We start from the raw sequence: 26504 nt of genomic DNA, 5'->3' as shown, positions 1-26504 counted from the left end.
TCGAGATGGCGCGCCCATCGCGCCGACGGCCAAGAGAGCAAGACATTCGATGAGAAACTTCCATTTCCCCGGCAGGTCCACGGTCCACGCCACCAACGCGATGGTGGCGACCTCGCATCCGCAGGCCTCGCTCGCCGCGATCGAGGTGCTGCGCGAGGGCGGCACCGCGGTGGACGCGGCGGTCGCCGGCTCGGCCCTGCTCGGCGTGATCGAGCCGCAATCGACCGGCATCGGCGGGGATTGCTTTGCGCTGATCCAGCCGCGGGGCGAGGGCAAGATCGTCGCCTATAACGGCTCCGGCCGCGCGCCGAAGGCGGCGAATGCCGACTGGTATCTCGAGCGCAAGATCAACTCCGTGCCGCTGACCTCGGCGCATGCGGTCTCGATCCCCGGCGTGATCGACGCCTTTGCCACAGTGCTGCGCGATCACGGCAAGTTCGGTTTCGACCGTTTGCTCCAGCCCGCGATCAAGGCGGCCGAGGAAGGCTATGTCGTCGCGCCCCGCATCGCCTTCGACTGGAAGAACCAGTTCGAGAAGCTGAAGGATGGCACCAACACCGTGCGCTATCTGTTGCCGGGCGGCCAGCCGCCGGTCGCAGGCGACGTCATCCGCCAGGCCGAGCTCGGCAAGACGCTGCGCGCGATCGCCAAGAACGGCCGCGACGCCTTCTACAAGGGCGAGATCGCGGAGGACATGGTCGAGACCCTCAGGGGCATCGGCGGCCTGCACACGCTCGACGATTTCGCCGCGCACACGACCGAAGTGACCACGCCGATCGGCACCATGTACAAGGGTTACGACGTCTGGCAGTGCCCGCCGAACGGCCCGGGTGTCACCGCGCTCTTGATGCTCAACATCCTGTCGCGCTTCGATCTGACCAAGTATGCGCCAGTGAGCGTCGAGCGCTTCCATCTCGAGGCGGAAGCGGCACGCATCGCCTACATGAACCGCGAGATGCATGTCGCCTCGCCCGAGCACATGAAGATCAACGTCGCCGAGATGCTCGAGAGGGGCTTTGCCGACGAGTACATCAGCAAGATCCGCATCGACGGCATGCTCGACCTGCCGAACGTCGCGCCGCCGATGAATCCCTCGACCATCTACATCACGGTCGTGGACAAGGACCGCAACGTCTGTTCGTTCATCAACTCGGTTGCGCATTCCTTCGGCTCGGCGATCGTCTCGAACAAGTCCGGCGTCTTGTTCCAGAATCGCGCCGGAGGCTTCCGCATCCAGCCCGGCCATCCCAACTGCATCGAAGGGGGCAAGCGCCCGCTGCACACGATCATGCCGGGCCTGCTCACCAAGGGCGGCCGTTCCACGATGTCGTTCGCGGTCATGGGCGGCCAGTACCAGCCAACCGGCCAGACTCACCTCCTGACCAACATCCTCGACTACGGCTGCGACGTGCAGGAGGCGATCGACATGCCGCGCGGTCTGCACTACGAGGGCCAGTATCAGCTCGAGGACAGCGTGCCGGCCGCCATCGTGGAGGGCCTGAAGAAGCTGGGCCACAAGACCACCAGCGTGGTCGGCCCGCTCGGCGGCGCCCAGGCTATCTGGATCGATTGGGACAAGGGCACGCTGACCGGCGGCTCCGATCCGCGCAAGGACGGCTGCGCGCTGGGTTATTGATCGCCCGCGCAGTTCCCCACGCGAGATCAGGAAAAGTTGACAAAGGGCGGCGCGGCATTTGCTGTGCCGCCCTTCTCTCATTCGGAACTGCACTCATTGCTTCCGGTTAAGGGGCGATGAGCGGTGCAGGCGTGCGCTGCTTTTGCAGATCAGCGGCGGAGGCCTGCCATGCCCGACCAACCAGGTTCCAGATCATCCGGATTCGACCGACGCGCCTTCATCGCCGGTGCGGCGGGCAGCGCGCTGATACCGATGACGGCGCGCGCGACGCCCGAGGACGCGCGGGCGCCAGCGGCGCAGGATCCGTCGCTTCCCGTCGACGTCACGCTGCGCGTCAACGGCACGGACAAGCGCCTGAGCATCGATGCGCGCACCACGGTGCTCGATGCCTTACGCGAACATCTCAAGCTCACCGGCAGCAAGAAGGGCTGCGACCACGGCCAGTGCGGCGCCTGCACGGTGCTGATCGACGATCGCCGCGTGGTGTCGTGCCTGACGCTGGCCCTCGCCGCCGAAGGGCAGGAGATCACGACCATCGAAGGCCTCGCCACCGACGACCGCTTGCACCCGATGCAGCAGGCCTTCATCGACCATGATGCGTTCCAGTGCGGCTATTGCACGCCCGGTCAGATCATGTCGGCGATCGCGTGCGTGAAGGAGGGCCATGCCGGCAGCGAGGCCGACATCCGCGAATACATGAGCGGCAACATCTGCCGCTGCGCCGCCTATCCCAACATCGTCGCCGCCGTGAAGCAGGCCGCGCCCGAGATCATGAAAGGCTAGGCGCATGCGACCGTTTTCGTACCAGAGAGCATCAGACCCCGACATGGCCGTGCAGGCGCTCGGCGCCGCCGCGGCCGCCAACGATCCGCTGACGAAGGCGGCGGCGCAGCCGCTTGCCGGCGGAACCACGCTGGTCGATCTGATGAAGCTCGACGTGATGCGGCCCACTGCGATCGTCGATATCAATCCGCTGGCCAACGTCTGGTCGGCGATCGCGCCAGGCGGGGATGGCTTGCGGCTTGGCGCGCTGGCAAGGATGTCCGACGTCGCCGCGCACACCGAGATCCAGCGCAGCTATCCGGTGATCGCGGATTCGCTGAAGCTCGCCGCCAGCGCCCAGCTGCGCAACATGGCAACGCTCGGCGGCAACGTGATGCAGCGGACGCGCTGCAACTACTTCCGCGATGTCTCCTATGAGAACTGCAACAAGCGCAATCCCGGCTCCGGCTGTGCCGCAATGGATGGCGTCAATCGCATGCATGCGGTGCTCGGCGTCTCCGAACATTGCATCGCGACCTATCCCGGCGATTTCGCGCAGGCGCTGATCGCGCTCGATGCGATGGTCGAGATCACCGGCAAGGCCGGTACGCGCAGCATGCCGTTCGCGCAGCTTCACAAGGCGCCGGGCAGCACGCCTGACATCGAGACTGCGCTTCAGCCCGGCGAGCTGATCTCGGCGTTCTCGATTTCCGGACGCTGGCCGCGCTCGGTGTATCTCAAGACGCGTGACCGGCAATCCTTCGAATTCGCGCTGTCCTCGGCCGCGATCGCGCTCGACGTCCAGGACGGCACGATCCGGGACGCGCGCGTCGCGCTCGGCGGCGTCGCCACCGTGCCCTGGCGCGCGCGTGAGGCGGAGGCGCTGTTGAAGGGACAGAAGTTCGATGACGGCCTCGCGCAACGTGTTGCCGATGCAGCTTTTGCAGACGCCCGCGGCCGCCGGCACAACAGCTTCAAGATCGCGCTCGGCAAGCGTGTGGTGGCACGCGCGCTCCAGCAGGCCGTAACGATGGAGATCTGATCATGACCGCTGCAGCTCCCGGGCCCAAGACGAATATGGGGCAGCCCGTGCCGCGCTATGATGCGGCCGTAAAGGTCACGGGGCGGGCGACCTATGCCTCCGACATGCCGCTGGACAATCCGGCCTACGCGTTCCTCGTCACCAGCGCCATCGCCAAGGGCCGCATCGACCGCTTCGAGTTTGACGATGCCAAGCGCGTCCGCGGCGTGATCGACATCGTCACGCACGAGAACGCCCCGAAGCTGAAGGACTCGAAGCTGTTCAGCAATGGCGGCTATGCCGGCACCACGATCCAGCCGCTGAAATCGGCCGAAATCGCCCATGACGGCCAGATCATCGCCGTGGTGGTCGCGGAGAGTTACGAGGCCGCGCGCGAGGCGGCCAACCGCGTCAAGGTCAGCTACACGGCTGCTGCGCCCAGCGCGACCTTCGATTCGCCGGGGACGACGACAGCCGCCGCGAAAGGACAAAGTTCGCAGTTCAAGGAGGACCCGAAGGTCGGTGATTTCGCCAAGGCGTTCGATACGGCCGAGGTCAAGTTCACCGCTTCCTACGACACGCCGACGCAGCACCACAATCCGATGGAGCTGTTCACGACCAGCTGCGCCTGGATGGGCGACAGTCTCGTCATCTATGAGGGCAGCCAGTATGTCTATGGCCTGAAGAACGGCGTGGCCGAGCAGCTCGGCATCGACGCCGACAAGGTGCGCGTGGTCAATCCCTATGTCGGCGGCGGGTTCGGCGCGCGCGGCTCGATGACACCGCGGACCGCCATCATCGCCGCCATTGCCAGGCGCCTGAACCGCCCCATCAAGCTGGTCCCGACCCGCGACCAGGGCTTTACCATCGCGACCTACCGCGCCGAGACGCGGCATGAGATCAAGCTTGGTGCCAGCCGGGACGGCAAGCTGGTCGCTTTGAGGCATGAGGGGGCTGAAGTCTCCTCGCGCCCCGATGCCTATTGCGTCGGCGGCACCAAGACCACGACACGGCTCTATGCCTGTCCGAACGTGGACAGCCTGGTGTCGATCGTGCGCGCCGATCGCAACACGCCCGGCTTCATGCGGTCGCCCCCGGAGGTGCCGTATCTGTTCGCGCTGGAGAGCGCGCTGGACGAGCTCGCCGTCAAACTGAACATGGATCCGGTCGAGCTTCGCCGTATCAACGACGCCACCAGGGATCCCATTGACGGCAAGCCCTACACGTCGCGATCGCTCATGGCGTGCTTCGACGAAGCCGCCAGGGCGTTCGGCTGGTCGCAGCGATCGCCACAACCGAAATCGACGTCCGATGGCGACTGGTTGATCGGCTACGGCTGCGCCGCCACCTGCTATCCGACGGCGATGGCGCCGTCCGCCGCACGCGTGCGACTGCAGCGTGACGGCCGCACTCGCGTCGAGATCGCCGGCCACGAGATCGGCACCGGCGCCTACACCGTCATAGCCCAGACTGCGGCCGAGCGGCTCGGCGTGCCACTGGAAAAGGTCGCGGTCTTCATGGGCGATAGCGACCTGCCCCCGGCGCCGGTTGCCGGCGGCTCCAACTCGACCGCCAGCACCTGCTCGGCCGTGATGATGGTGTGCGATCAGATCCGACAGCGCCTGCTCAAGGCGGTGATGCCGAGCGACAGCCTCGCCGACAAGGCGAAGGAGACCGTCGGCATCAGCCCGGCACCGTCGACCCAGGCGGTCAAGGGCGATCGTCCGCTCGATATCGAGAAGGCGTTCGATGCGCTCGGCGTCGGCGTGGTCGAAGAATATGGCGAGTGGAAGCCGGAAGGCGCGCCGATGGACTCCTTCCGCGCCATGCACAATGGGCAGGTACGGCTGGTCGGCGGCCACCAAATGAAGGACAAGATCGCCTACGCCTTCGGCGCCGAATTCGTCGAGGTCCGCGTCAATCGCTTCACGCACGAGATCCGCTGCCCCCGCCTGGTCGGCGCGTTCGCGGCAGGCAGGATCATGAATCCGCGCACCGCACGCAGCCAGCTCATGGGTGGCCTGATCTGGGGCATGTCCTCGGCGTTGCTGGAAGCCACCGAGATCGATGAGCGCTATGCGCGCTACGTCAACGACAATCTTGCCGATTACCTCGTGCCCGTGAATGCCGATGTGCCCGGCGTCGAGGTGATCATGCTGTCCGAGCAGGACGATCATATCAATCCGGTGGGCGCAAAGGGCCTCGGCGAGCTCGCCAATGTCGGCACCAATGCGGCGATCTGCAACGCGATCTATCACGCCACCGGCCAGCGCATCCGCAAGCTGCCGGTGCGGCTGGAAAATATCGAGGTCTAAAGGGGTGGAAACGGCGACCGCCTTGGGTTAGACACCTCCCGCCTCAAACGGAAGGTGTTTAATGCAGCGTTTCCAGCGCGCGCTCCTCGCCCTGATGTCGGCACTCGCGATCACCGTGATCGCCAGCGTGTCGCATTTCGTTTCCACCACGGCCTCGGCCCAGACCGCAGGAAAGACCATGACCACAGCTTCAGGCTTGCAGATCATCGACTCCACCGTCGGCACCGGCGCCTCGCCGCAGCCCGGTCAGATCTGCGTGATGCACTATACCGGCTGGCTCTATGAGAACGGCCAGAAGGGCAAGAAATTCGACAGCTCGGTCGACCGCAAGGAGCCGTTCGAGTTTCCGATCGGCAAGGGCCGCGTCATCGCCGGCTGGGACGAGGGCGTCGCCTCGATGAAGGTCGGCGGCAAGCGCACGCTGATCATCCCGCCGCAGCTCGGCTACGGTGCCCGCGGTGCCGGCGGCGTGATCCCGCCGAACGCGACGCTGATGTTCGACGTGGAATTGCTCGCGGTGAAGTGACGGCACAACAAAAAGACCGGCCTTGCGGCCGGTCTTTTCATTTCAATCTTACGCGCGTCACTCCGCGGCGCGGCGAGCCGCAGCGGCGGCGCGATCCATCGCATCCTTCGCGGCGTCCTTGGCATCGCCCATGGCCTGCTGGCCCTTGCCCTTCACTTCCTGCACCACGCCCTCGCCCTTCATGCGATCGGATCCGGTGGCTTCACCGACGCCCTGCTTGGCCTTGCCGATCGCCTCGTTGGCGGTGCCCTTGATCTTGTCGGTCGTGCTGCCCATGAAAATCTCCTTTCGAGTTGCTTGGAACGACAACGCTGGGCGGCTACGAGGGTTCCGATTTTGGTATGGCTTGCGGCTGCGGCTTTGGGTTAGTTTGCCGCGCACGGAACCAACAGAAAGCAAGTCCAATGACCGGCCATGACCATTCGCATTCCCATCATGACCATGGTCATCATCATGATGACCGCTGGAAACATGACGGCGTTCGCGTCATTCCCGGCAATCAGCTCGATACCAATGTGCCGTCGACAGCGGGCATGGACCGTGCAGCCGCGATCAATTTCGCCCGCGTCGGCGCCCAGAAATTGTGGGCGGGCACCGTCAGCATCAAGCCGGACGCCAAGACCGGCGCGCATCACCACGGCCATCTCGAAAGCGTCATCTACGTCGTGAAGGGCAAGGCGCGCATGCGTTGGGGCGAGAGCCTGCAGTTCACCGCGGAGGCCGGCCCCGGGGATTTCATCTTCGTCCCGCCTTACGTGCCGCATCAGGAGATCAACGCCAGCCCGGACGAGGTGCTGGAATGCGTGCTGGTGCGCAGCGACGGCGAGGCGGTGGCGATCAACCTCGACATCGAGCCGGTCGAGAAGCCCGAGACCGTGCTGTGGATCGACCCGGTGCACCGCGATCCCAACGAGAAGAAGTAAGACCCTTCAGGGGGCGGGGGCGGTGCGACAGACCCCGCGGATCGGGGTCCAAAAATTTGTCGGAAGCGGTGTCGGATAGCGGCCTGGCCGTCCGTCCTTGGGCAGAACCCCGCCAAGGAGCTTCCGATGCCCAAGATGATCTTCGTCAACCTGCCGGTGACCGACCTCAAGCGCGCGACCGCCTTCTATGAGGCCGTCGGCGCGGTCAAGAACCCGCAATTCAGCGACGACACCGCGAGCTGCATGGTCTTTTCCGAGACCATTTTCGCCATGCTGCTGACCCACGACAAATTTCGCCAGTTCACGCCGAAGCCGATCGCGGACGCCAAGACCTCGAACCAGGTGCTGTTTTGCTTGTCCGCGGACAGCCGCAACGAGGTCGACGAGATCGTCGGCAAGGCGGAGGCGGCGGGCGGGGTGGCCGATCCCGGCCCGAAGGACGAATACAGCTTCATGTACGGCCGCAGCTTCGAGGATCCGGACGGGCACATGTGGGGGGTGAACTGGATGGATCTTGCGGCCGCCCCTCTGCAGCCCGACTTGGCGAACGCCTGAGCAGATACCAACCTCACGAGGAGCATTCATCATGTCCAAGCTCGTGCCCTGCATGTGGTTCAACGGCGATGCCGAGGACGCTGCAAAATTCTACGTCTCGCTGGTCCCGAATTCGGCGATCACGCACGTTCAGCGCAACGTTGCGGATGGCCCGTCCGGCAAGGAAGGCTCCGTGCTCGTCGTCGAGTTCACGGTGGCCGGGCAGCCGCTGGTCGCGCTCAATGGCGGCATGAAGATGGAATACACCCATGCGATCTCGCTGATGATCCACTGCGACGACCAGGCCCAGGTCGACAGCGTCTGGAAGGCGTTCCTCGCCCATGGCGGCAAGGCGGAGCAGTGCGGCTGGCTGAGGGATCGCTGGGGCGTGGCCTGGCAGGTCGTGCCGAAGGTGATGTTCGAGTTCCTGTCGAGCCCCGACAAGGCCGCAGCCGCGCGCGCGATGCAGGCGATGATGAAGATGGTGAAGCTGGACGTCGAGGTGTTGCGGCGCGCGTTCGAAGGCAAGTCGGCGGCGTGACGTCAGCACAGGTGGCTGCCCCACACTCACTGCCGTAGGGTGGGCAAAGCGAAGCGTGCCCACCACCTTTCGCAAATAGAGACAGATGGTGGGCACGGCGCTCTTGCGCCTTTGCCCACCCTACGAAACTGTGCCCGCCGGCTAGTAATTAATCCGTAGCCCCACGCCGCCATGGATCGTGTTGCCGACCGGCTGCGGGCCGAGCGTACCGTTGGCGAAAAGGTCCACGATCCAGCCCTTCTGCACGCGGAAGCCGAGCCGGCCGCCATATTCGAACCAGCCCTGGTTGCCCATGGTCGGCACCACCGTGCCCTGGCCGGTCACGGTGGCGACGATGCCGCTGTGGCTCGCAAAGGACTGCACCCAGCCGCCATTGATGTTGGTCTCGATGTTGCTGCCGAACAGATGCGTCCACTGGCCGCCGATCTTGACGAGGCTGGTGCGGTCGGTGCCATCAGCGATGCTGGCGTCGAACGGATTGAATGCCACCGCGCTGTCGCTATAGCCGGAGACGCGTTGCCAGAGCTGCCAGACCTCGATCGAGGCCGCGACCTCGTCGCGCGGCGAGAGGCGGCTCATCCAGCCGGCGCGACCGTAAACGGCGTAGTTGGACGCGTTGGTCGAGCTCGTCACGCTCACCGGGCCGAGACTGGTGTCGTAGCTGCGCGTGTAGCGAGCCTTCTCCCACGGCGTCAGGATCGCGCCGACGTCGAAGAACGGGCGCGACGAGCCCCAGTCGGTGAAATCATAGCGCAGCGCGAAGGCGCCGATCGGTGCGCTCGTGATCTTGTAGCCGCCCTCGTTGTAATGCGTGTAGGCGATGCCGGCGAGCAGCGACAGATTGTTGGTCAGTTCCTTGCGGCCGTGGATGCCGGCCGAGAACGAGCCGGCGGAGCCGAACGCGCTGATGCAGTCGTTGCAATTGACCTGCTCGTTGACACCGAGCAGCACCGTGCCGAGCACCCGGTTGGTGATCATCTGGTTGAAGCGCTGATTGGCGAGACCGCCGATCGAATTGCCGCTGGAATCCGCGCCGGTCGGTGTCGGGCTCGGCGACGGATACGGGCTTGGCGTGGGCGACGGATAGGGGCTCGGTGACGGGGAGGGCGAAGGTGAGGGAGAATGTGTAGGCGTTGGCGTCGGCTGGGTACACTCGGACTGGCACGACGCTTGGGCTGTAGCCGGACTCGCGTTGAGCGTCGCGAAGGCAAGAACGGCCGCCGCCATCAATGCGCCCGAGAGGATGATTCGTCTGAAGCCGGGGGGCGCCATCGTCACCGCCCGCACAGCATGCCGTCGTCCTGGACGGCAGGCGTGATGGTCGGCGAGGCGCCGGCGTACTGGTTGACCGCGCATAACCCGGCGCTCGCGGCGCAATTGGCGGCGAAGGTCCAGGGCGGCGCGTTGGTCCTGGTGATGCTCACCTTGCCGCCGGTCGATGTGATGATGGCGGTGTCGCCGGGCTGCGTGAGTTGCACGCACTGGCCGCTCTTCGTGCAGACGCTGGCCGCGCCGTCCTGAAGCACGACGACGGAGCGCCCGCGCTGCGAGAGAATGTCGAGGGTGGTGCCGCGCACGCCGATGGTGGCGAGTGGCGTCGTGATCTTGTAGGCGGCCTTGTCGGAGCGTCCGGTGACGAAGCGGAAGGCGCCCGTGGTCATGCGGATCGCGACGTCACGATAGCTGTGCTCGTCGTTGAAGACGGTGCGGTCGAGCTTCAGCGTTGCGCTCGGGCCGAGCGACAGGTTGGTGCTGTCGGCCATCACGAAACGCGCCGCGCTGTCGGCGCCGGTCCGCACGGTCTCGTCGCGCAGCATGCTGTCGCCGACATTGATCGGCGTCGTGGTCGCGGCGACGCGCACCACTTCGTTCTGAATCACGACGGCCTCGCCGACGCGCGTCTGCGCCTTGGCGCCGGACGCCGCGCAGATTGCGGCCGTGAGCAGTGTGGGTAAAAGCCAAAAACGCAAATTCATTTCGCAACCGATCGATGTGTCCCTGATCGTACCGGATCGCGCCCGCTTCCGATGTGGCGGAATTATCACAAGCGGCGCAGGACGTGCGTCATGCTTAGTGACAGTTGCGGCAGAATGCGTTCAATGACGAGAAGCAGTTTCTTTTTCTCCGCGGTGCAGCCAATTTGCCACGCAAGACAGTCCCACAAAAGACGCGCGAATTGCCTGCGGTTCCGGCGGTGTCGCGGAGCGCAGTGATCGCTGTCGCGATCTTCCTGATCGCGCATCTGGCGCTGCTGATCGGCGTCACCACGCCGGAAAAATTCGTCTTCGACGAGGTGCATTACGTGCCGGCGGCGCGACAGATGCTGGCGCCCGCGATGTCGCAGCCGACGCTCAATCCGATGCATCCGCCGCTGGCCAAGGAGCTGATCGCGGCATCGATCGCAACCTTCGGCGACAGCGCGCTTGGCTGGCGTTATCCCGCGACCTTGTTCGGCGCGCTCGCGATCGTCGCAATCTATCTGTGCGGACTCGCGCTGTTCGCAGCGCAGTCGCCGGCGATCGCCGCCGCGCTGATCGCGGCCTTCAACCAGATGCTCTACGTGCAGGCGCGCATCGCGATGCTGGACATCTTCGCGCTCGGCTTCGGTCTGCTCGCCACCGCCGCCTTCATGCATGGGTTTCGCAGGGAGCGGCCGCAAGCGCTGTTCGCGGTGGCGGGCAGCCTGTTCGGCCTTGCGGCCGCGTGTAAATGGAGCGGCCTGTTCCCGCTCGGCGTCTGCATCGTCGTCGTTGCGGTGATCCGCCTGATGCAGGGCTGGCACACGCTGTTCGCCGATGCGAAGCCGGACGACTGGTATCGGCCGGAGCTTTGGCCCGGCCTGAAGCTGCATCATGTCGCGCTCTGCTTCGCCGTCCTGCCCGGCATGACTTATCTTGCGGCCTTCGTTCCGCTTTACGGATTGTCACTGCCGGACTTGATCGAGGCGCAGCGTCGGATCTTTGCCGACAACACCACGACGGCCATTGCCGGCCACACCTATATGAGCGCATGGCCGTCCTGGCCGCTGCTCGCGCGCCCGGTCTGGTTCCTGTTCGACAAGACGGCGGAGGACCACGTCGCTGCGATCGTCTTCCTCGGCAATCCCCTCGTGCTGTGGCCGGCACTGCCCGCACTCGCCATCGTGCTGCGCGACTTCATCGTGGCGCGGCGCTGGGACGCATTCCTGATCGCGGCATTCTACTTCGGTCCCTGGCTCGCCTGGGCGTTGCTGCCGCGCACGCTGGGCTTCATCTACTACTATCTGCCGGCCGCGACAGCGGCGACGCTGGCGCTGGTCTATGCAATGCGCCGCGATGGTCTGCCGCGCTGGCTGCTGTGGGTCTATGTCGGCATCGCCGCGGCCGGCTTTGCGGTGATGCTGCCGATTTCCGCAGCCTTCGTCGGCACCTCGATGGGGAGCTTCAACCGGCTGATGCTGTTCCAAAGCTGGATATGATTTCGCCGCCTGTCGGGCTGCGGCAGGCGGCGTGTTTCACCCAGGGGCGGAGAGTTACTTCGCCGCGGTCTTGGTGTCCATGTTCACGACCTGGACCCGGCGGTTGATCGGGTCGGCGCCGTTGGCTGCATCCTTCAGCTTGGTCTCGCCGTAGCCGACGGTGACGAGATCGTTGCCGTTGAGGCCGTAATTCTGCATCAGGTACTTCTTGATGGTGTCGGCGCGCCGTTCGGAGAGACCTTGATTGTATGCTTCGCCACCCGTCGCGTCGGTGTGGCCGGCGACGACGAAGGTCGAGCCCTTCAGCGCCGGATCGGACAGCGCCTTGCCAAGCGCCTGGACCGAGGCCACCGACGTCTTGGCGATGTCGGCCGAGTTGTAGTCGAACTGGATCTCCAGATCGATCTTCGGCTTGGTCGCAGCGAGCTCGGCAATCTGCTCGCGCTCGCCCGTCGAGAGCGACCGGGTCGAGCGGTTCCGCACGGTGTTCAGGAAGGTCGCTTCCTTGGCCTGCACGGTCGTGTCGGCCTGGGGGCCAACGGACAGGCCGCGCGTCGCCGGCTTCGGCTTCAGCGCATCGACGATCTGGTCGGCGGAGAAGTTGTTGTCGCCGGCCAGCGCAAGGCTCGCCGTCATCGTCAGGGCTGCGGAGAGAGTTATCGCCTTCAGTCCAAAGAATTTATCAAAACGGGTCATTGTCGTATCCTCGCTGTTACGCCTGATGGCGATTTGATGCTGCGAGCCTAGGGCAGGTTCAACGGCGTCGATGTGATCTTGGTCACATTCGAAACGACGACCCGAGGGCACCCTGGTCCGGTTCGATCGTTCGCAGTCTGCTTTCGGACCGGCAGCCGCGGGGTTCCGGGAAACCCGAAAGTCGCAAAGGCGTCGCCGCACCGCCCGCCCGCGAACAAGAATTCGACCAGATGCCCGCCTAGCACGCTTCAATCATTCGACAATTTGACGCGAGGGGAGGCGAGTTCCGTCCTGTGCCGAGGCCAAGTGACTATCAGCGCGACTATCAGTTCCATCGCAGCGGCCCGCCGGACCGGACAGTGACCCCGAGCACAATGCCCATCTATATCGGCGCGGCGATGATCGCGGTGGCGATCCTGCTGTCGACACTGATCACGGGGCTGACCTCCCGCTATGTCGGCCTGGAAGGGCCGACCGAGGAGAACATCTGGCTGGTCGATCGTCTCACCGGCAGCGTCTATCGGTGCCAGTCGGAGGGGCGCGGCAAGGCGTCGTGTGAACCCGATGTGGCGACCGGCAGCGTCGGGGAGCGCCCAAAAGCCGCACGTTAGGCGCAACGAAAATATCTTCTCTGCGAGCCGTTTGTCCGGGAAAGATGGATGCTGCGTTGGCCGGCATGTAGCCGGCTTCGTTTCCGGAGGAGAAATTGATGAAGACCCTGTTGCTCGCGGCAACGTTCGTTGCACTTGCTCTGTCTCCCGCATCCGCCGCCAAGATGGCATGCACCAGTGCGAACATGGCAAAGCTCGTTGGCGGGCTGGGCGGCGAAGACACGCCGGGCAAGATGGCAGCGAGGAAGTCGATGGCCTCGGCCAATTCTGAGATGAGCAAAGGCAACATGCGCGCCGCCTGCAAGCACTACATGAGCGCCGAAAAATCGATGGCGATGAAGTAAGGTTTCCTGCCGAACTTGCACGTTCTGGCCGCGCTGGCAGCAGATGGCAGCGCGGCTTTTTCTTTCGCCCGCCGTTTTGCCGTGTCTCTTTTTCCTGCGCGAATCCCGCTACATTCCTCCTCGCAATGTCCCGCGCGCCCAAACCACTCCCGCTCACCACGACACAGGCCCGGCAGATCTGGCTCCATGCCCAGCGGCTGGATCAGCGCGCCCCGTTCGGCGAAGGCGCACAGGCCGCCGCGGCCGCAGTCGCGCATCTCGGCTATGTGCAGATCGACACCATCAACGTCATCGAGCGCTGCCATCACCACATCCTGTTCAGCCGGATCCCGTCCTATCGCCGCGCCGATCTGCGCCATGCCCAGAGCATCGACAAGACCGTGTTCGAGTACTGGACGCACGCGCTCTCCTACGTGCCGGCGAACGACTTCCGCTTCTTCCTGCCGGCGATGCGCGAGCACCGCCGCGAGGGGCACAAATGGTTCGCTGCGGTGAAGCCGGCCGACACGCGCAAGGTGATGCGGCTGCTGCGCACCGGGCCGCTGACGATCCGTGACATCGACGACGACGTGCTCGTCGAGAAGGAGCATCTGTGGCAGAGCCGCAAGCCGTCGAAGCGGGCGCTGCAGCTCGCCTTCTATACCGGCGCCGTCACCATCAGCGAGCGCCAGGGCATGCTCAAGACCTATGAGCTGACGACGCGTCATTTCGGCTGGGACAGGCTGCCGAAGCCGGCGCCGGCAAGCGAGATCACGGCCTATCTGCTCGATCGCGCGCTGCGCTCGCAGGGCGTGGTTAGCCTCGATTCGGTCTGCCATCTCGATGCGCCGAGCAAGAAGCCGGTCGCGCGCCTGATCGCCTCGCGCGTCCGCCGCGGCGAGCTCGTGCCTGTCGCGATCGAGGGCGCCGGCAAGCAGGAGCACTGGGCTTCGCCCGCAGCGCTCGAGCCGCATGAGGTATCGCCCGATCTCGTCCACATCCTTTCGCCGTTCGATCCCCTGATCATCCAGCGCAAGCGCACCAACCTCATCTTCGGCTACAACCATCTGTTCGAGGCCTATGTGCCGAAGGCCAAGCGCAAGCTCGGCTATTTCGCGCTGCCCGTGCTGGTCGGCGACGAGATCGTCGCCGCGCTCGATCTCAAGACCGACCGGCAGAACAAGAAGCTCTTGATGCAGAAATGGACCTGGGTCGGGCAGGGCAGGAAGACGGCGGGCCGCAAGGAGCTGAAGCGCGTGATCGAGGAGGAGCTCGACCGCTTCGAGCGGTTTCAGGTGGCGGAGTGAGGGCTTGGCATCGGTCTCGTAGGGTGGGCAAAGGCGCGTTAGCGCCGTGCCCACCATCTGCTTATGGTGGGCACGCTTCGCTTTGCCCACCCTACGAGGGTGTGCATCTTGGCAACTCGATCGATCCAACCGCCGAGCGCAATCCCGATCACGTAGGCCACGAGATTCCACAGCGAAAAGATGCGCCCCAATAGCAGCCCGCCGGCCGTGGTCAGCCGGAACGCATCGAGCCATGGCGTGTGCACCAGCCGGAAGACTTCGACGACGATGGCGATCACAGCCGCGATCGCCGCAATCTGCGTCTGCGTGAGTCCCGGCAGCACGGCTCCGACCAGCAGAAACACCATCGTGGCCCATAACAGCGAGCCGCCATACTTCACCACGAAGGCTGGAAACCCGAGCGGGAATCCATACCAGCGCAAGGACAGCCCGCAGACGATCACCGCGAGTGCGAGGCCGGCGCGGATCAGCGAGATCCGCATCGGCGCCACGGGTTGATCCGGCTGCGCTCCGCGCATTGCTCGCTCCATTGACTCTTTGCCCGCGATGCTCAAAACCGCCACTTGGCCCTAGAAAAAGCAACAACCCGGGGGGAAGCCATGAGCCAGACCACCTATGCCGGTTCCGCCGGCGGTGCCGAGAGCGCCAGCAAGAGCGATATCGAAACCTCGACCATCCGCGCGATCTCCTGGCGACTGATCCCGTTCCTGGTGCTGGCCTACTTCTTCTCCTATCTCGACCGCGTCAATCTCGGCTTCGCCGCGCTGACCATGAATGCGGAGCTGAAGTTCACGCCGCTGATCTTCTCCTGGGGCGCTGGCATCTTCTTCATCGGCTATTTCATCTTCGAGGTGCCGAGCAATCTGGCGCTGGAGAAATTCGGCGCCAGCCGCTGGATCGCCCGGATCATGGTGACCTGGGGCATCATCTCGGCGCTGATGGCAATGGTCAGCGGCGTCACCAGCTTCTATGTGCTGCGCTTCCTGCTCGGCGTGGCCGAAGCCGGCTTCTTCCCGGGCATCATCCTCTATCTCACCTATTGGTATCCGGCCGAATATCGCGCCCGCTTTCTTGCGGCCTTCGCCATTGCGGTGCCGGTCTCGACCGTGATCGGCGCGCCGATCTCGGGCCTGTTGCTCGGGCTCGACGGCATGATGGGGCTGAAAGGCTGGCAATGGCTCTTCATCATCGAGGGCATTCCGTCGGTGCTGCTCGGCATCGCCACCTGGTTCTACCTCACCGACAAGCCGGAGAAGGCGGACTGGCTCTCGGCCGAGCAGAAGGCGTGGCTCAAGGCGAAGCTCGATTCGGAGATTGCGGCCAAGCAGGCGGTGAAGCATTTCTCGCTCGGCGAGGCGCTGACCTCGCCGAAGGTAATCACGCTGAGCCTGATCTATTTCGGCTTCGTCGGCGCGCTCTACGGCATGCAGTTCTGGCTGCCGCAGATCGTCAAGGCGTTCGGCCTCACCAACGCCCAGACCGGGTTCGTCACCGCGATCCCGTATCTGTTTGGCACCATCGCCATGATCCTGTGGGCGCGGCATTCGGATGCGAGCCGCGAGCGCGTGTTCCATGTCGGCGCACCGCTGATCCTGACTGCTATTGCGCTCGCGGTGTCCTCCTATCTCACCGATCCCACGCTAACCATGGTGGTGCTGACGGTCGCCGCGATCGGCGTGTTCTGCTGCTTCGGCGTGTTCTGGACGCTGCCGACGGCCTGGCTCTCCGGCACGGCGGCCGCCGGCGCCATCGCGCTAATCAACTCGATCGGCAATCTCGCCGGATTCGGTGGGCCGTACCTGATTGGCTGGGTCAATGAAGCGACGGGGCAGACCTCGACCGGTCTCTTGGTGCTCGCCGTGCTGCCGCTGCTCGCGGGCATCCTGGTGTTCGTCGGCGGCCACGACAGCAAGCACGAATTCGCCGGCCAAGGGCGGTAGTGCAGGGTCTTGTAGGGTGGGCAAAGGCGCGGCCCTTCGCGCCGTGCCCACTGTCTTCCCCTACGCTGACCTGATTGGTGGGCACGCTCCGCTTTGCCCACCCTACGATAGCACCGCTGTCGCCATTCCACTCAAAACGCACCACCCCCTTAACAATCACGCATTCCTGATGACTGACGATTATTGACTTTTATCAGTGAACAGTCGACATTCCTCTCAATCGAGATGCAGGAGTGTCCTTCGATGTTCGTCCGGTCGGTTTTGTCGAGCTATTCCAAGCTTTTGGCAGGAGCCTCGCTCGCCCTGATGGCCGTTTCGCTGGCGGGGTGCAACGATACCGTCGCCGAGAAGGCCGAACCGCCGCGGCCGGTTCTGGTGGCAACCGCCCATTATGATGCCGAGACGCCGGAGCGCAGCTTCGTCGGCACCATCCGCCCCAGGATCGAGAGCGATCTCGGCTTCCGGGTCGCCGGCAAGGTCGCCAAGCGCCTCGTCGAAGTCGGCCAGACGGTCGAAGTCGGCCAGCCGCTCGCCACCCTCGACGAGATCGATTTGAAGCTCCAGGCCGAGCAGGCCGTTGCCGAGCAGAGCGCCGCAACCGGCGTGCTGGCCCAGGCCGCCGCCGCCGAGCAGCGCGCCAAGGACCTCAAGGCCAAGGGCTGGACCACCGACGCGCAGCTCGACCAGAGCCGCGCCGCCGCCGATGAAGCGCGTGCGCGCTTGAACCGGGCCGAGCGCTCGGTCGAGTTGACCAAGAATTCCCTTTCCTACGCGACGCTCGTTGCCGACGCCCGCGGCGTCGTCACCGCAACGCTGATCGAGCCCGGCCAGGTGGTCGCCGCGGGCCAGGCTTCGATCCGTGTCGCCCGCTTTGCCGAGAAGGAAGCGGTCGTCGCGATCCCTGAGACGCTGGTTGGACGTGCCAAGTCGGGCGTCGCCAGCGTCACTCTTTGGTCCGAGCCGAACAAGAAATACACGGCCAAGCTGCGCGAGATCGCGCCGGCGGCGGATCCCGCCACGCGCACCTATCTGGCAAAGTTCTCGCTGCCCGAGGCCGACGACAAGGTCGCGCTCGGCATGACCGCGACGCTGACGCTGTCGGATGCCGCCACCGAGCGGGTCGCGCGGCTGCCGCTGTCGGCGCTGTTCAACGAGGGCGGCAAGCCGTCGTTCTACGTCGTCGACGACAACGGTGGCGTCACGCTCAAGCCGGTCACGGTGAAGTCCTACGAGAGCAAGGACGTCGTCATCACCGGCGGTGTGGAGGAGGGCGCCAAGATCGTCGCCCTCGGCGTGCAGAAGCTCGATCCGGGCCAGCGGGTGCGGATCGTGTCGTCGCTGAGCTTCTAAGAAATTCTTACGAGTTACGTCGTGTGAGGTGAGTTTCGGCCCTTGTCCCTAAGCAAAGGCTGAAGCGGCGAAGCGATCCAGAACCTGCCCAGCCCCCTGGATTGCTTCGCTGCCTCGCGACGACGGTTTGAGCATCGTTGTTTGCAACTGGATCGTCTTTCGGAGAGTGCGATGAAGCGCTTCAACCTTTCGGCCTGGGCCGTCAGCCATCCGACGCTGGTGCTCTTCCTGATGATCATCCTCGGCGTTGCCGGCTTCTTCTCCTACGAGAAGCTCGGTCGCGCCGAGGACCCGTTCTTCACGGTGAAGGTGGTCAACGTCTCCGTGATCTGGCCCGGCGCGACCGCGCAGGAAATGCAGACCCAGGTCGCCGATCCCATCGAGAAGAAGATCCAGGAACTGCCCTATTTCGAGAAGGTGCAGACCTATTCCAAGCCCGCCTTCACCGCGCTCCAGGTGACCTTCCGCGACAACACGCCGCCGAAGGACGTGCCGTACCTCTTCTATCTCCTGCGCAAGAAGCTGGTCGACGTGCAGGGTCAGCTGCCCGCAGGGATCCTCGGACCCGTCGTCAACGACGAGTTCTCCGACGTCGATTCCATCCTCTACATGATGACCGGCGACGGCGCCGACTATGCCCAGCTCAAGAAGGTCTCCGAAGGTTTTCGCCAGCGCCTGCTCAAGGTGCCCGGCGTCACCAAGGTCGACGTCTACGGCAACCAGGATGAGCGCATCTTCGTCGAATTCAGCCATGCCAAGCTCGCCACGCTCGGCATCACGCCGCAGGCCCTGTTCGATTCGCTCGCCAAGCAGAACAACGTGACCCCGGCCGGCACGGTCGAGACCTCCTCGCAGCGCGTGCCGCTGCGCGTCACCGGCGCGCTCGACGGTGCCAAGGCCGTCGCCGAAACGCCGGTCGAGAGCAACGGCCGCGTGTTCCGTCTCGGCGATATCGCCACCGTCACCCACGGCTATGTCGATCCGCCGAGCTTCGTCGTGCGCCAGGAAGGCAAGCCCGCGATCGGCATCGGCGTCGTCACCGCCAAGGGCGCCAACATCCTCGAGCTCGGCAAGCAGGTCGAGAAGGCGACGGCCGACTTCATGAAGGCGGTGCCGCAGGGCGTCGACGTCAGGCTGATCGCCGACCAGCCCAAGGTGGTCGAGCACGCCGTCGGCGAGTTCGTGCACTCGTTCATGGAAGCGCTCGTCATCGTGCTGTTCGTCTCGTTCCTGGCGCTCGGCTGGCGTACCGGCATCGTGGTCGCGCTGTCGGTGCCTTTGGTGCTCGGCATCGTCTTCGTCGTCATGAACACAATGTCGCTCGACCTGCACCGCATCACGCTCGGCGCGCTGATCATCGCGCTCGGCCTGCTCGTCGACGACGCCATCATCGCGGTCGAGATGATGGTGGTGAAGATGGAGCAGGGCTGGGACCGCATGCGCGCGGCGTCCTTTGCCTGGGAATCTACTGCGTTTCCGATGCTCACGGGAACGCTGGTCACGGCCGCTGGCTTCCTCCCCATCGGCTTTGCTAATTCCGCGGTCGGCGAATATGCCGGCAGCATCTTCTGGATCGTGGCGATCGCGCTGGTCGCCTCCTGGTTCGTGGCGGTGATCTTCACGCCCTATATCGGCGCCAAGCTGCTGCCCGAGATCAAGGTCCACCACAACCATGATCCGCATGCGGTCTACGAGACCCGCATGTACCGCGGCTTGCGCGCCATCGTGCAATGGTGCGTCAACCACCGCATCACCGTGGTGGTCGCGACCGTTGGCGTCTTCGTCGCCTCGATCGTCGGCTTTGGCCAGGTCCAGCAGCAGTTCTTCCCGCTGTCGGAGCGGCCCGAGCTGTTCCTGCAGCTGCGCCTGCCCGAGGGCACCGCCTTCAACGTCACCGAAAAGGCGGTGAAGAAGGCCGAGACGCTGCTCAAGGACGACAAGGACATCGAGACCTATACCGCCTATGTCGGCCAGGGCTCGCCGCGCTTCTGGCTCGGGCTCAACCCGCAGCTTCCGAACGAGGCCTTTGCCGAGATCGTCATCGTCGCCAAGGGCGTCGAGGCGCGCGAGCGCATCAAGGCCAAGATCGAGACCGCGGCTGCCGAGGGCTTCCTGACCGAGGCGCGCGTGCGCGTCGACCGCTTCAATTTCGGCCCGCCGGTCGGCTTCCCCGTCCAGTTCCGCGTGATCGGCCCGGATGCCAACAAGGTCCGCGAGATCGCCTACCAGGTCCGCGACGTCATGCGGGAGAACAAGAGCGTCAAGGACGTCCAGCTCGACTGGAACGAGCAGTCGCCTTACCTGAAGCTCGTCGTCGACCAGGACCGCGCCCGCGCCATGGGCCTGACCCCGCAGGACGTCTCGCAGGCGCTGGCGATGCTGATCTCGGGCTCGCAGGTCACCACCGTGCGCGACGGCATCGAGAAGGTCGGCGTGGTCGCCCGTGCGATCCCGTCCGAGCGTCTCGATCTCGGCGGCGTCGGCGATCTCACCATCACCTCGCGCAACGGCGTCGCCGTGCCGCTGCAGCAGATCGCTCGAATCGAATATGCCCACGAGGAGCCGATCATGTGGCGGCGCAACCGCGACATGGCGATCACCGTGCGCTCCGACGTCGTCGATGGCGTGCAGGCGCCTGATGTCACCAACCAGATCACGCCGAAGCTGAAGGCGATCAAGGATCACCTCGAGCCGGCCTACCGGATCGAGCCGGGCGGCGCGTTCGAGGAATCCGCCAAGGGCAACGCCTCGATCTTCATCCTCTTCCCGGTGATGGTCATGGTGATGCTGACGCTGCTGATGATCCAGCTGCAGAGCTTCTCGCGCCTGATCCTGGTGTTTCTGACCGCGCCGCTCGGCATCGTCGGTGCCTCGCTCGGCCTCAACGTCGCCAATGCCCCGTTCGGCTTCGTGGCGCTGCTCGGCCTGATCGCGCTCGCGGGCATGATCATGCGCAACACGGTCATCCTGGTCGACCAGATCGAGACCGACGTCAGCCACGGCCTGACCCGGCGCGAGGCGATCGTTGAGGCGACCGTCCGCCGTGCCCGACCGGTGGTGCTGACGGCGCTCGCCGCCATTCTGGCCATGATACCGCTGTCGCGCTCGGCCTTCTGGGGCCCGATGGCGATCACCATCATGGGCGGCCTGTTCGTCGCGACCTTCCTGACGCTCCTGTATCTGCCGGGCCTCTACGCCCTGTGGTTCCGCAAGAGCCTGGACGAGGCCGGAACGCCCGAGCAGCCTGCCGCGCCGCAGCATGGGAGCGATGACCCGCACGCAATTCCGCTTGCCGAAGCGGCTGAATAGATGAGAAGACTGCTGACCAACGAGTCCTGACTGATGGCCCTTGTTTCGGAACATATCGAAGTCGACACCCGGGATCGCATCCTCGAGGTGGCCGAGCGGCTGTTCCGCCAGATCGGCTACCAGAAGACGACGGTCGGCGACATCGCCAAGGAGCTCAGGATGAGCCCCGCCAACGTGTATCGCTTCTTCGAATCGAAGAAGGCGATTCATCAGGCGGTGGCGCGCTCGCTGATGGGCGAGGTCGAGCTGGAGGCGCAGCGGATCGTGGCAAAGCCCGGTCCGGTGAAGGAGCGCTTCCGCGAGCTGCTCACCACCATCAATCGCATGAACACCGAGCGCTATGTCGGCGACAACAAGCTGCACGAGATGGTCGCGATCGCGATGGAGGAGGACTGGGACGTCTGCGTCGCCCATATGGAATGCATCGCCGGAATGATCGGCCAGATGATCGCGCAAGGCGTCGCCTCCGGGGAGTTCGAGGCGCCGGACCTGCAGCTGGCCGCGCTCTGCTCCTGCTCTGCGATGATCCGCTTCTTCCACCCCCAGATGATCGCCCAGTGCGCCACCAAGCCGGGCCCGACCATCGACCAGATGATCGATTTCGTCATCGCCGGTCTGTCGCCGCGCCACTGACGGGCGGGGGCGTTTGCTCCTATAAGCAAGCCGTTCCGCCCCGGAATGACGGGCCGGTGGCGGGCAATGACGGACCAACAAACTCCGTCATTGCGAGCGCAGCGAAGCAATCCAGACTGTCTCTGCGGAGGGATTCTGGATTGCTTCGCTGCGCTCGCAATGACGAGCGGGGGAAAGCCAGCGTGACCGACAAAGACCTGTACTTCTACGAGCCCTCCAAGGGCCACGGCCTCAAGCACGATCCCTTCAACGCCATCATCGCGCCGCGGCCGATCGGCTGGATCTCCTCGCGCGACGCCAGGGGCCACGTCAACCTCGCGCCCTACAGCTTCTTCAACGCGTTCTGCTACGTGCCGCCGATCATCGGCTTCTCCTCCACCAACTGGAAGGACACGGTGGCGAACATGGAGCAGACCCGCGAGTTCGTCTGGAATCTCACCACGATGGATCTCGCCAAGCACATGAACGCGACCGCCGCGCACGTCGCCCCCGAAGTCGACGAGTTCGAGGTCGCGGGCCTCACGGCCGTGCCCGGCAAGCTCGTCAATGTCCCGCGCGTCGGCGAGAGCCCCGTCGCCTTCGAGTGCAAGGTCTCCGACATCGTCCGCCTCAAGGGCGCCGACGGCAAGGAGGCCGACGCCTGGCTGACGCTCGGCGAAGTCGTCGCCGTCCACATCGACAAGGCCTTGATCAAGGACGGCGTCTACCAGACCGCCGCCGCCCGCCCCATCGTCCGCGCCGGCCGCCGCGGCGACTATTTCGAGATCAAGCCGGAAAACATGTTCGAGATGGTCCGGCCGGATTAGGTCACTCCCGTCATTCCGGGGCGACGCGTAGCGTCGAGCCCGGAATCCATTGGTCCACCGAGCTGCTGCACGATGGATTCCGGGCTCGCGCTTTGCGCGCCCCGGAATGACGCCCCCACCCCTCCCGGAACTGTCCCCACGCCCAGGCCGTTATGGCTCGGGCGGCCGCCCGGCCGCGTCAATGTTGCAGGCGAGATGTTCGCCTCCGCCCGCCGATTTTCCGCTAAAATGACCTGTCTCCGCGCCGATGCATGAGGTCCGCCATGAGCTTCCGCCGCGACACCATCACAAAGCCGATCTTCTCCTGGGCGCGCGGCGTGCTGCCGGCGATGTCCGACACCGAGCGGGAGGCGCTGGAGGCGGGCGACGTCTGGTGGGATGCCGATCTCTTCACCGGCAACCCCGACTGGTCGAAGCTGCTGAAGGTCCCGCAGGCGAGGCTGACGGACGAGGAGCGGGCGTTCCTCAATGGCCCCGTCGACGAGCTCTGCGCCATGCTTGACGAGTGGAAGATTTTCTGGGAATCGCGCGACCTGCCGCAGGACGTCTGGCACTTCGTCAAGCGCGAAAAGTTCTTTGGCATGATCATTCCGAAGGAGTTCGGCGGCCTTGGCTTCTCGCCCTACGCGCATTCGGAAGTCGTACGCAAGATCTCGACCCGCTCGATCGCGGCCGCGGTCACCGTGATGGTGCCGAACTCGCTCGGCCCCGGCGAGCTCCTGATGCGCTTCGGCACCATTGAGCAGCAGCAGCGCTGGCTGCCGCGGCTCGCCGACGGACGCGAGATTCCCTGCTTCGGCCTCACCAGCCCGGAAGCCGGCTCCGATGCCGCCTCGATGGTCGACAGCGGCATCATCTGCAAGGGCGAATTCGAGGGGCGCGAGGTCGTCGGCCTCCGCCTCAACTGGCACAAGCGCTACATCACGCTCGGCCCGGTCGCGACGCTGCTCGGCCTTGCCTTCAAGGCCTATGACCCCGATCATCTCGTCGGGGGCCAGGAAGAGCTTGGCATCACCGTGGCGCTGATCCCGACGAACTTGCCCGGCGTCGAGATCGGGCAGCGCCACCTGCCCTCGATGCAGGTCTTTCAGAACGGCCCGAACTGGGGCCGCGACGTCTTCATTCCGCTCGACTATGTCATCGGCGGTGGGGAGCGCCTGGGGCAGGGCTGGAAGATGCTGATGACCGCGCTCGCCGCCGGCCGCGGCATCTCGCTGCCGTCACTGTCGGCGGCCGGCGCCGCCTATGCTGCGCGCACCACCGGCGCCTATGCCCGCATCCGCGAGCAGTTCGGCATCTCGATCTCCAAGTTCGAAGGCGTCGAGGAGCCGCTGGCGCGCATCGTCGCCACGGCCTATCAGCTCGATGCGGCGCGCCGGCTGACCTGCGCGGCGCTCAATGCCGGCGTCCATCCCGCCGTCATCTCCGGCATCATGAAGTTGCACGCGACCGAGCGGATGCGCACCGCGGTCGACGACGCCATGGACATCCATGGCGGCAAGGCCGTGATCGACGGTCCGCAAAACTATCTCGGCAATCTCCACCGCGCCGTGCCGGTCGGCATCACGGTGGAGGGCGCCAATATCCTGACCCGCAATCTCATCGTGTTCGGGCAAGGAGCGATCCGCGCCCATCCTTACCTGCTCGACGAGATGAATGCGCTCGCCGATACCGATCGCGAGCGCGGCCTCAGCGCGTTCGACAAGACGTTCTGGAAGCATGTCGCCCACAGCTTCCGGACCCTGTTCCGCGTCTTCGGCCGGAGCTGGACCTTTGGCGCATTCGCGCCGGCGCCGGATGCGGGCGACGCCACGCCTTTCTACCGCCAGCTCTCGCGCTACTCCGCGGCGTTTGCGCTGTGCGCCGACATGGCGCTCCTGACGCTCGGCGGCGCGCTCAAGCGCAAGGAGATGCTGTCGGCCCGCTTCGGCGACATCCTGTCCGAGCTCTACCTGCTCTCGGCCGCGCTGAAGCGCTGGCAGGACGAGGGGCGGCAGAAGGAGGATTTCGCCGCGCTGGAATGGTGCATGGCGACCGGGTTCAAAACCATCGAGAACCGGCTTGCCGAAATCCTGGCCAATTTGCCGAACCGCTTCGTCTCCGGCCTCCTCAAGCTCGTGGTCCAGCCGTTCGGCGCCCGCGTGCTCGGCCCGTCCGATCGCGTCGTGCACCAATGCGCTGCCATCGTGCTGGAGCCGTCGGCGGCGCGCGAGCGCCTCACCCCGGATCTCGCTCATGTCGACGACGACGGCGGCTTTGCCCGGCTGGAGCGCGCGTTCAAGCTGGTCGCGGCGACAGATGCGATCGCCAGGCGCATGCGTGCTGCGCATATCCGCGACTGGAAGGAGGCCGTCAGCAAGGGCGTGGTCACCCAGGCTGAGGGCGAGCAGCTTGCTGCAGCTCATGAAGCCGTCACAAAAGTGATAGAGGTCGACGATTTTGCGCCGGAGGCGCTGTCGCCGATTTACAAGAAAACCGTCAATGTGCATCAGTTCTTCCAGGAACTCGGTGAGCAGAGGGCGGCGAGCTGATGGCACGACCGGTATTTATCGTCGACGGCAGCCGGACGCCGTTCCTGAAGGCGCGTTCGGGGCCCGGGCCGTTCACGCCGGTCGATCTCGCCGTGCAGTGCGGCCGGCCGCTGCTGGCGCGCCAGCCGTTCGCGCCCGATAGCTTCGACCAGGTCATCCTCGGCTGCGTCAACGTGATCGCTGACGAGATGAACCCGGCCCGCGTCGCCGCGCTTCGGCTCGGCATGGGTGAGGACATGGTCGCCTTCACCGTGCAGATCAATTGCGGCTCGGGCATGCAGTCGATCGACACCGCCTATCGCTATATCCGCGAAGGCCATGCCGACATGATTTTGGCTGGAGGCACCGAGGCCTTGAGCCACGCGCCGCTGGTCTGGCCGAATTCCGGCGTGCGCTGGTTCGCCGGTCTTGCCACTGCCAAGGGCGTTGCCGCGAAGATCGCCTCAGCGTTCAAGCTGAGGCCGCGCGATCTCAAGCCGATCATCGGCCTCGAGCGCGGCCTGACCGATCCCGTCACCGAGCTGAACATGGGCCAGACCGCCGAGGTCGTCGGCCATCTCTTCGGCATCACGCGCGCACAGTCGGATGCCTATGCCGCCGAAAGCCATCGCCGGCTCGCGCATGCGCAAAGCGCGGGTTATCTGAAGGGCGAGGTCGAGACCGCGTTCTCCCGCGACGGCAAGTTCTTCGACCACGACGACGGCGTGCGCCCGGACTCGACGGCCGAGACGCTCGCCAAGCTCCGGCCGGTGTTCGAGCGCCCGTGGGGCCAGGTCACGGCCGGCAATTCCTCCCAGATCACCGACGGTGCGTCTTGGGTGATCCTCGCCTCCGACGCCGCCGTGGCAAAGCACAAGCTGACGCCGAAAGCCGTCATCGTCGACAGCCATTGGGCCGCACTCGACCCCAGCATCATGGGGCTCGGCCCGGTGATGTCGGTGACGCCGCTGCTCCAGCGCAACGACCTCACCATCAAGGACGTCGAGACCTGGGAGCTGAACGAGGCCTTCGCGACGCAAGTGCTCGGCTGTCTCGCCGCCTGGAACGATGACAAGTTCTGCCGCGAAATATTGCGGCTCGATGGTGCCGCCGGCGAGATCGACCGCGAGAGGCTGAACGTCGATGGCGGCGCGATCTCGCTCGGCCATCCCGTCGGCACCTCCGGCAATCGCATCGTGCTGCATCTCGTCAATGCGATGAAGCGGCTCGGCACGCGGCGCGGAATTGCCACCGAATGCATCGGCGGCGGGCTCGGTGGCGCCATGCTGATCGAGGCGGTGTGA

The 26504-nt window shown here is 65.2% G+C and carries 24 protein-coding genes; 19 read left to right on the top strand and 5 right to left on the bottom strand.

Annotated elements, in window-relative coordinates:
• Positions 1 to 49: 49 nt before the first annotated feature.
• From ggt to XI05_RS19165, 5 genes are all read left to right on the top strand, one after another.
• Positions 50 to 1636, top strand: a complete 1587-nt coding sequence (ggt, locus tag XI05_RS19185; protein WP_271504532.1) for a gamma-glutamyltransferase — start codon at positions 50 to 52, stop codon at positions 1634 to 1636.
• A gap of 168 nt (positions 1637 to 1804) precedes the next feature.
• Positions 1805 to 2419, top strand: a complete 615-nt coding sequence (locus tag XI05_RS19180) for a (2Fe-2S)-binding protein (RefSeq protein WP_271504530.1) — start codon at positions 1805 to 1807, stop codon at positions 2417 to 2419.
• A 4-nt stretch (positions 2420 to 2423) separates the two neighbouring features.
• Positions 2424 to 3440, top strand: a complete 1017-nt coding sequence (locus XI05_RS19175; protein ID WP_271504527.1) for an FAD binding domain-containing protein — start codon at positions 2424 to 2426, stop codon at positions 3438 to 3440.
• Positions 3441 to 3442: 2 nt separating this feature from the next.
• Complete coding sequence (locus tag XI05_RS19170; RefSeq protein WP_271504525.1) at positions 3443 to 5734, top strand: xanthine dehydrogenase family protein molybdopterin-binding subunit; 2292 nt, start codon at positions 3443 to 3445, stop codon at positions 5732 to 5734.
• A 61-nt stretch (positions 5735 to 5795) separates the two neighbouring features.
• Entirely contained in the window at positions 5796 to 6260 is a 465-nt protein-coding gene (locus XI05_RS19165; protein ID WP_036013901.1) for an FKBP-type peptidyl-prolyl cis-trans isomerase, read from the top strand.
• A 57-nt stretch (positions 6261 to 6317) separates the two neighbouring features.
• Here the strand turns inward: XI05_RS19165 and XI05_RS19160 are convergent, their stop codons facing one another.
• Positions 6318 to 6536 carry a CsbD family protein gene (locus XI05_RS19160; protein ID WP_036013900.1) on the bottom strand — a complete coding sequence of 73 codons (219 nt, stop codon included), beginning with the start codon at positions 6534 to 6536 and terminating at the stop codon, positions 6318 to 6320.
• A 128-nt stretch (positions 6537 to 6664) separates the two neighbouring features.
• Here XI05_RS19160 and XI05_RS19155 point away from each other — a divergent pair, with 128 nt between their 5' ends.
• The 3 genes from XI05_RS19155 (at position 6665) to XI05_RS19145 (ending at position 8258) form a co-directional block, all read left to right on the top strand.
• Positions 6665 to 7183 (top strand): cupin domain-containing protein, encoded by a 519-nt coding sequence (locus XI05_RS19155; protein ID WP_128262978.1) that lies wholly within the window; start codon positions 6665 to 6667, stop codon positions 7181 to 7183.
• A 126-nt stretch (positions 7184 to 7309) separates the two neighbouring features.
• The gene (locus XI05_RS19150) at positions 7310 to 7738 is read left to right on the top strand and encodes a VOC family protein (RefSeq protein WP_271504522.1); all 429 of its coding nucleotides are present in this window, start codon (positions 7310 to 7312) and stop codon (positions 7736 to 7738) included.
• Between the two features lie 31 nt (positions 7739 to 7769).
• Positions 7770 to 8258 carry a VOC family protein gene (locus tag XI05_RS19145; protein WP_271504519.1) on the top strand — a complete coding sequence of 163 codons (489 nt, stop codon included), beginning with the start codon at positions 7770 to 7772 and terminating at the stop codon, positions 8256 to 8258.
• A 141-nt stretch (positions 8259 to 8399) separates the two neighbouring features.
• Here the strand turns inward: XI05_RS19145 and XI05_RS19140 are convergent, their stop codons facing one another.
• Positions 8400 to 9530: a hypothetical protein gene (locus XI05_RS19140; RefSeq protein ID WP_271504515.1), complete on the bottom strand. Its 1131-nt coding sequence runs from the start codon at positions 9528 to 9530 to the stop codon at positions 8400 to 8402.
• A gap of 2 nt (positions 9531 to 9532) precedes the next feature.
• Positions 9533 to 10234 carry a FecR family protein gene (locus XI05_RS19135; protein WP_271504512.1) on the bottom strand — a complete coding sequence of 234 codons (702 nt, stop codon included), beginning with the start codon at positions 10232 to 10234 and terminating at the stop codon, positions 9533 to 9535.
• Between the two features lie 200 nt (positions 10235 to 10434).
• On the opposite strand from XI05_RS19135, the gene XI05_RS19130 reads away from it, so the two are divergent.
• Positions 10435 to 11715, top strand: a complete 1281-nt coding sequence (locus XI05_RS19130; protein WP_271504510.1) for a phospholipid carrier-dependent glycosyltransferase — start codon at positions 10435 to 10437, stop codon at positions 11713 to 11715.
• Between the two features lie 54 nt (positions 11716 to 11769).
• Here the strand turns inward: XI05_RS19130 and XI05_RS19125 are convergent, their stop codons facing one another.
• A complete protein-coding gene (locus XI05_RS19125) occupies positions 11770 to 12411 on the bottom strand; it encodes an OmpA family protein (protein WP_212259495.1) in 642 nt (213 codons plus the stop codon).
• A gap of 374 nt (positions 12412 to 12785) precedes the next feature.
• Here XI05_RS19125 and XI05_RS19120 point away from each other — a divergent pair, with 374 nt between their 5' ends.
• The 3 genes from XI05_RS19120 (at position 12786) to XI05_RS19110 (ending at position 14652) form a co-directional block, all read left to right on the top strand.
• Positions 12786 to 13022, top strand: coding sequence for a hypothetical protein (locus tag XI05_RS19120; protein WP_172785959.1), 237 nt, complete (start codon positions 12786 to 12788; stop codon positions 13020 to 13022).
• A gap of 98 nt (positions 13023 to 13120) precedes the next feature.
• A complete protein-coding gene (locus XI05_RS19115) occupies positions 13121 to 13366 on the top strand; it encodes a hypothetical protein (RefSeq protein WP_212259503.1) in 246 nt (81 codons plus the stop codon).
• A gap of 125 nt (positions 13367 to 13491) precedes the next feature.
• Positions 13492 to 14652 carry a winged helix-turn-helix domain-containing protein gene (locus tag XI05_RS19110; RefSeq protein WP_271504507.1) on the top strand — a complete coding sequence of 387 codons (1161 nt, stop codon included), beginning with the start codon at positions 13492 to 13494 and terminating at the stop codon, positions 14650 to 14652.
• A 38-nt stretch (positions 14653 to 14690) separates the two neighbouring features.
• Here the strand turns inward: XI05_RS19110 and XI05_RS19105 are convergent, their stop codons facing one another.
• Positions 14691 to 15170 carry a ribosomal maturation YjgA family protein gene (locus XI05_RS19105; protein ID WP_271504504.1) on the bottom strand — a complete coding sequence of 160 codons (480 nt, stop codon included), beginning with the start codon at positions 15168 to 15170 and terminating at the stop codon, positions 14691 to 14693.
• Between the two features lie 81 nt (positions 15171 to 15251).
• On the opposite strand from XI05_RS19105, the gene XI05_RS19100 reads away from it, so the two are divergent.
• From XI05_RS19100 to XI05_RS19070, 7 genes are all read left to right on the top strand, one after another.
• Entirely contained in the window at positions 15252 to 16592 is a 1341-nt protein-coding gene (locus XI05_RS19100) for an MFS transporter (RefSeq protein WP_271504501.1), read from the top strand.
• Positions 16593 to 16835: 243 nt separating this feature from the next.
• On the top strand, positions 16836 to 17942 hold the full coding sequence (locus XI05_RS19095) for an efflux RND transporter periplasmic adaptor subunit (protein WP_271504499.1): 1107 nt from the start codon (positions 16836 to 16838) through the stop codon (positions 17940 to 17942).
• A 171-nt stretch (positions 17943 to 18113) separates the two neighbouring features.
• On the top strand, positions 18114 to 21251 hold the full coding sequence (locus XI05_RS19090; protein WP_271504496.1) for an efflux RND transporter permease subunit: 3138 nt from the start codon (positions 18114 to 18116) through the stop codon (positions 21249 to 21251).
• A 33-nt stretch (positions 21252 to 21284) separates the two neighbouring features.
• Positions 21285 to 21884 (top strand): TetR/AcrR family transcriptional regulator, encoded by a 600-nt coding sequence (locus XI05_RS19085; RefSeq protein ID WP_197963547.1) that lies wholly within the window; start codon positions 21285 to 21287, stop codon positions 21882 to 21884.
• A 182-nt stretch (positions 21885 to 22066) separates the two neighbouring features.
• Positions 22067 to 22690 (top strand): flavin reductase family protein, encoded by a 624-nt coding sequence (locus tag XI05_RS19080; RefSeq protein ID WP_271504494.1) that lies wholly within the window; start codon positions 22067 to 22069, stop codon positions 22688 to 22690.
• A gap of 263 nt (positions 22691 to 22953) precedes the next feature.
• Complete coding sequence (locus tag XI05_RS19075; protein ID WP_271504492.1) at positions 22954 to 25221, top strand: acyl-CoA dehydrogenase; 2268 nt, start codon at positions 22954 to 22956, stop codon at positions 25219 to 25221.
• A complete protein-coding gene (locus tag XI05_RS19070) occupies positions 25221 to 26504 on the top strand; it encodes an acetyl-CoA C-acetyltransferase (RefSeq protein WP_271504490.1) in 1284 nt (427 codons plus the stop codon). The genes XI05_RS19075 and XI05_RS19070 overlap by 1 nt, the downstream gene beginning before the upstream one ends.

The organism is Bradyrhizobium sp. CCBAU 11357 (assembly GCF_028128865.1).
Lineage (GTDB): Bacteria > Pseudomonadota > Alphaproteobacteria > Rhizobiales > Xanthobacteraceae > Bradyrhizobium.
This window is presented reverse-complemented; position numbering and strand designations above follow the sequence as displayed.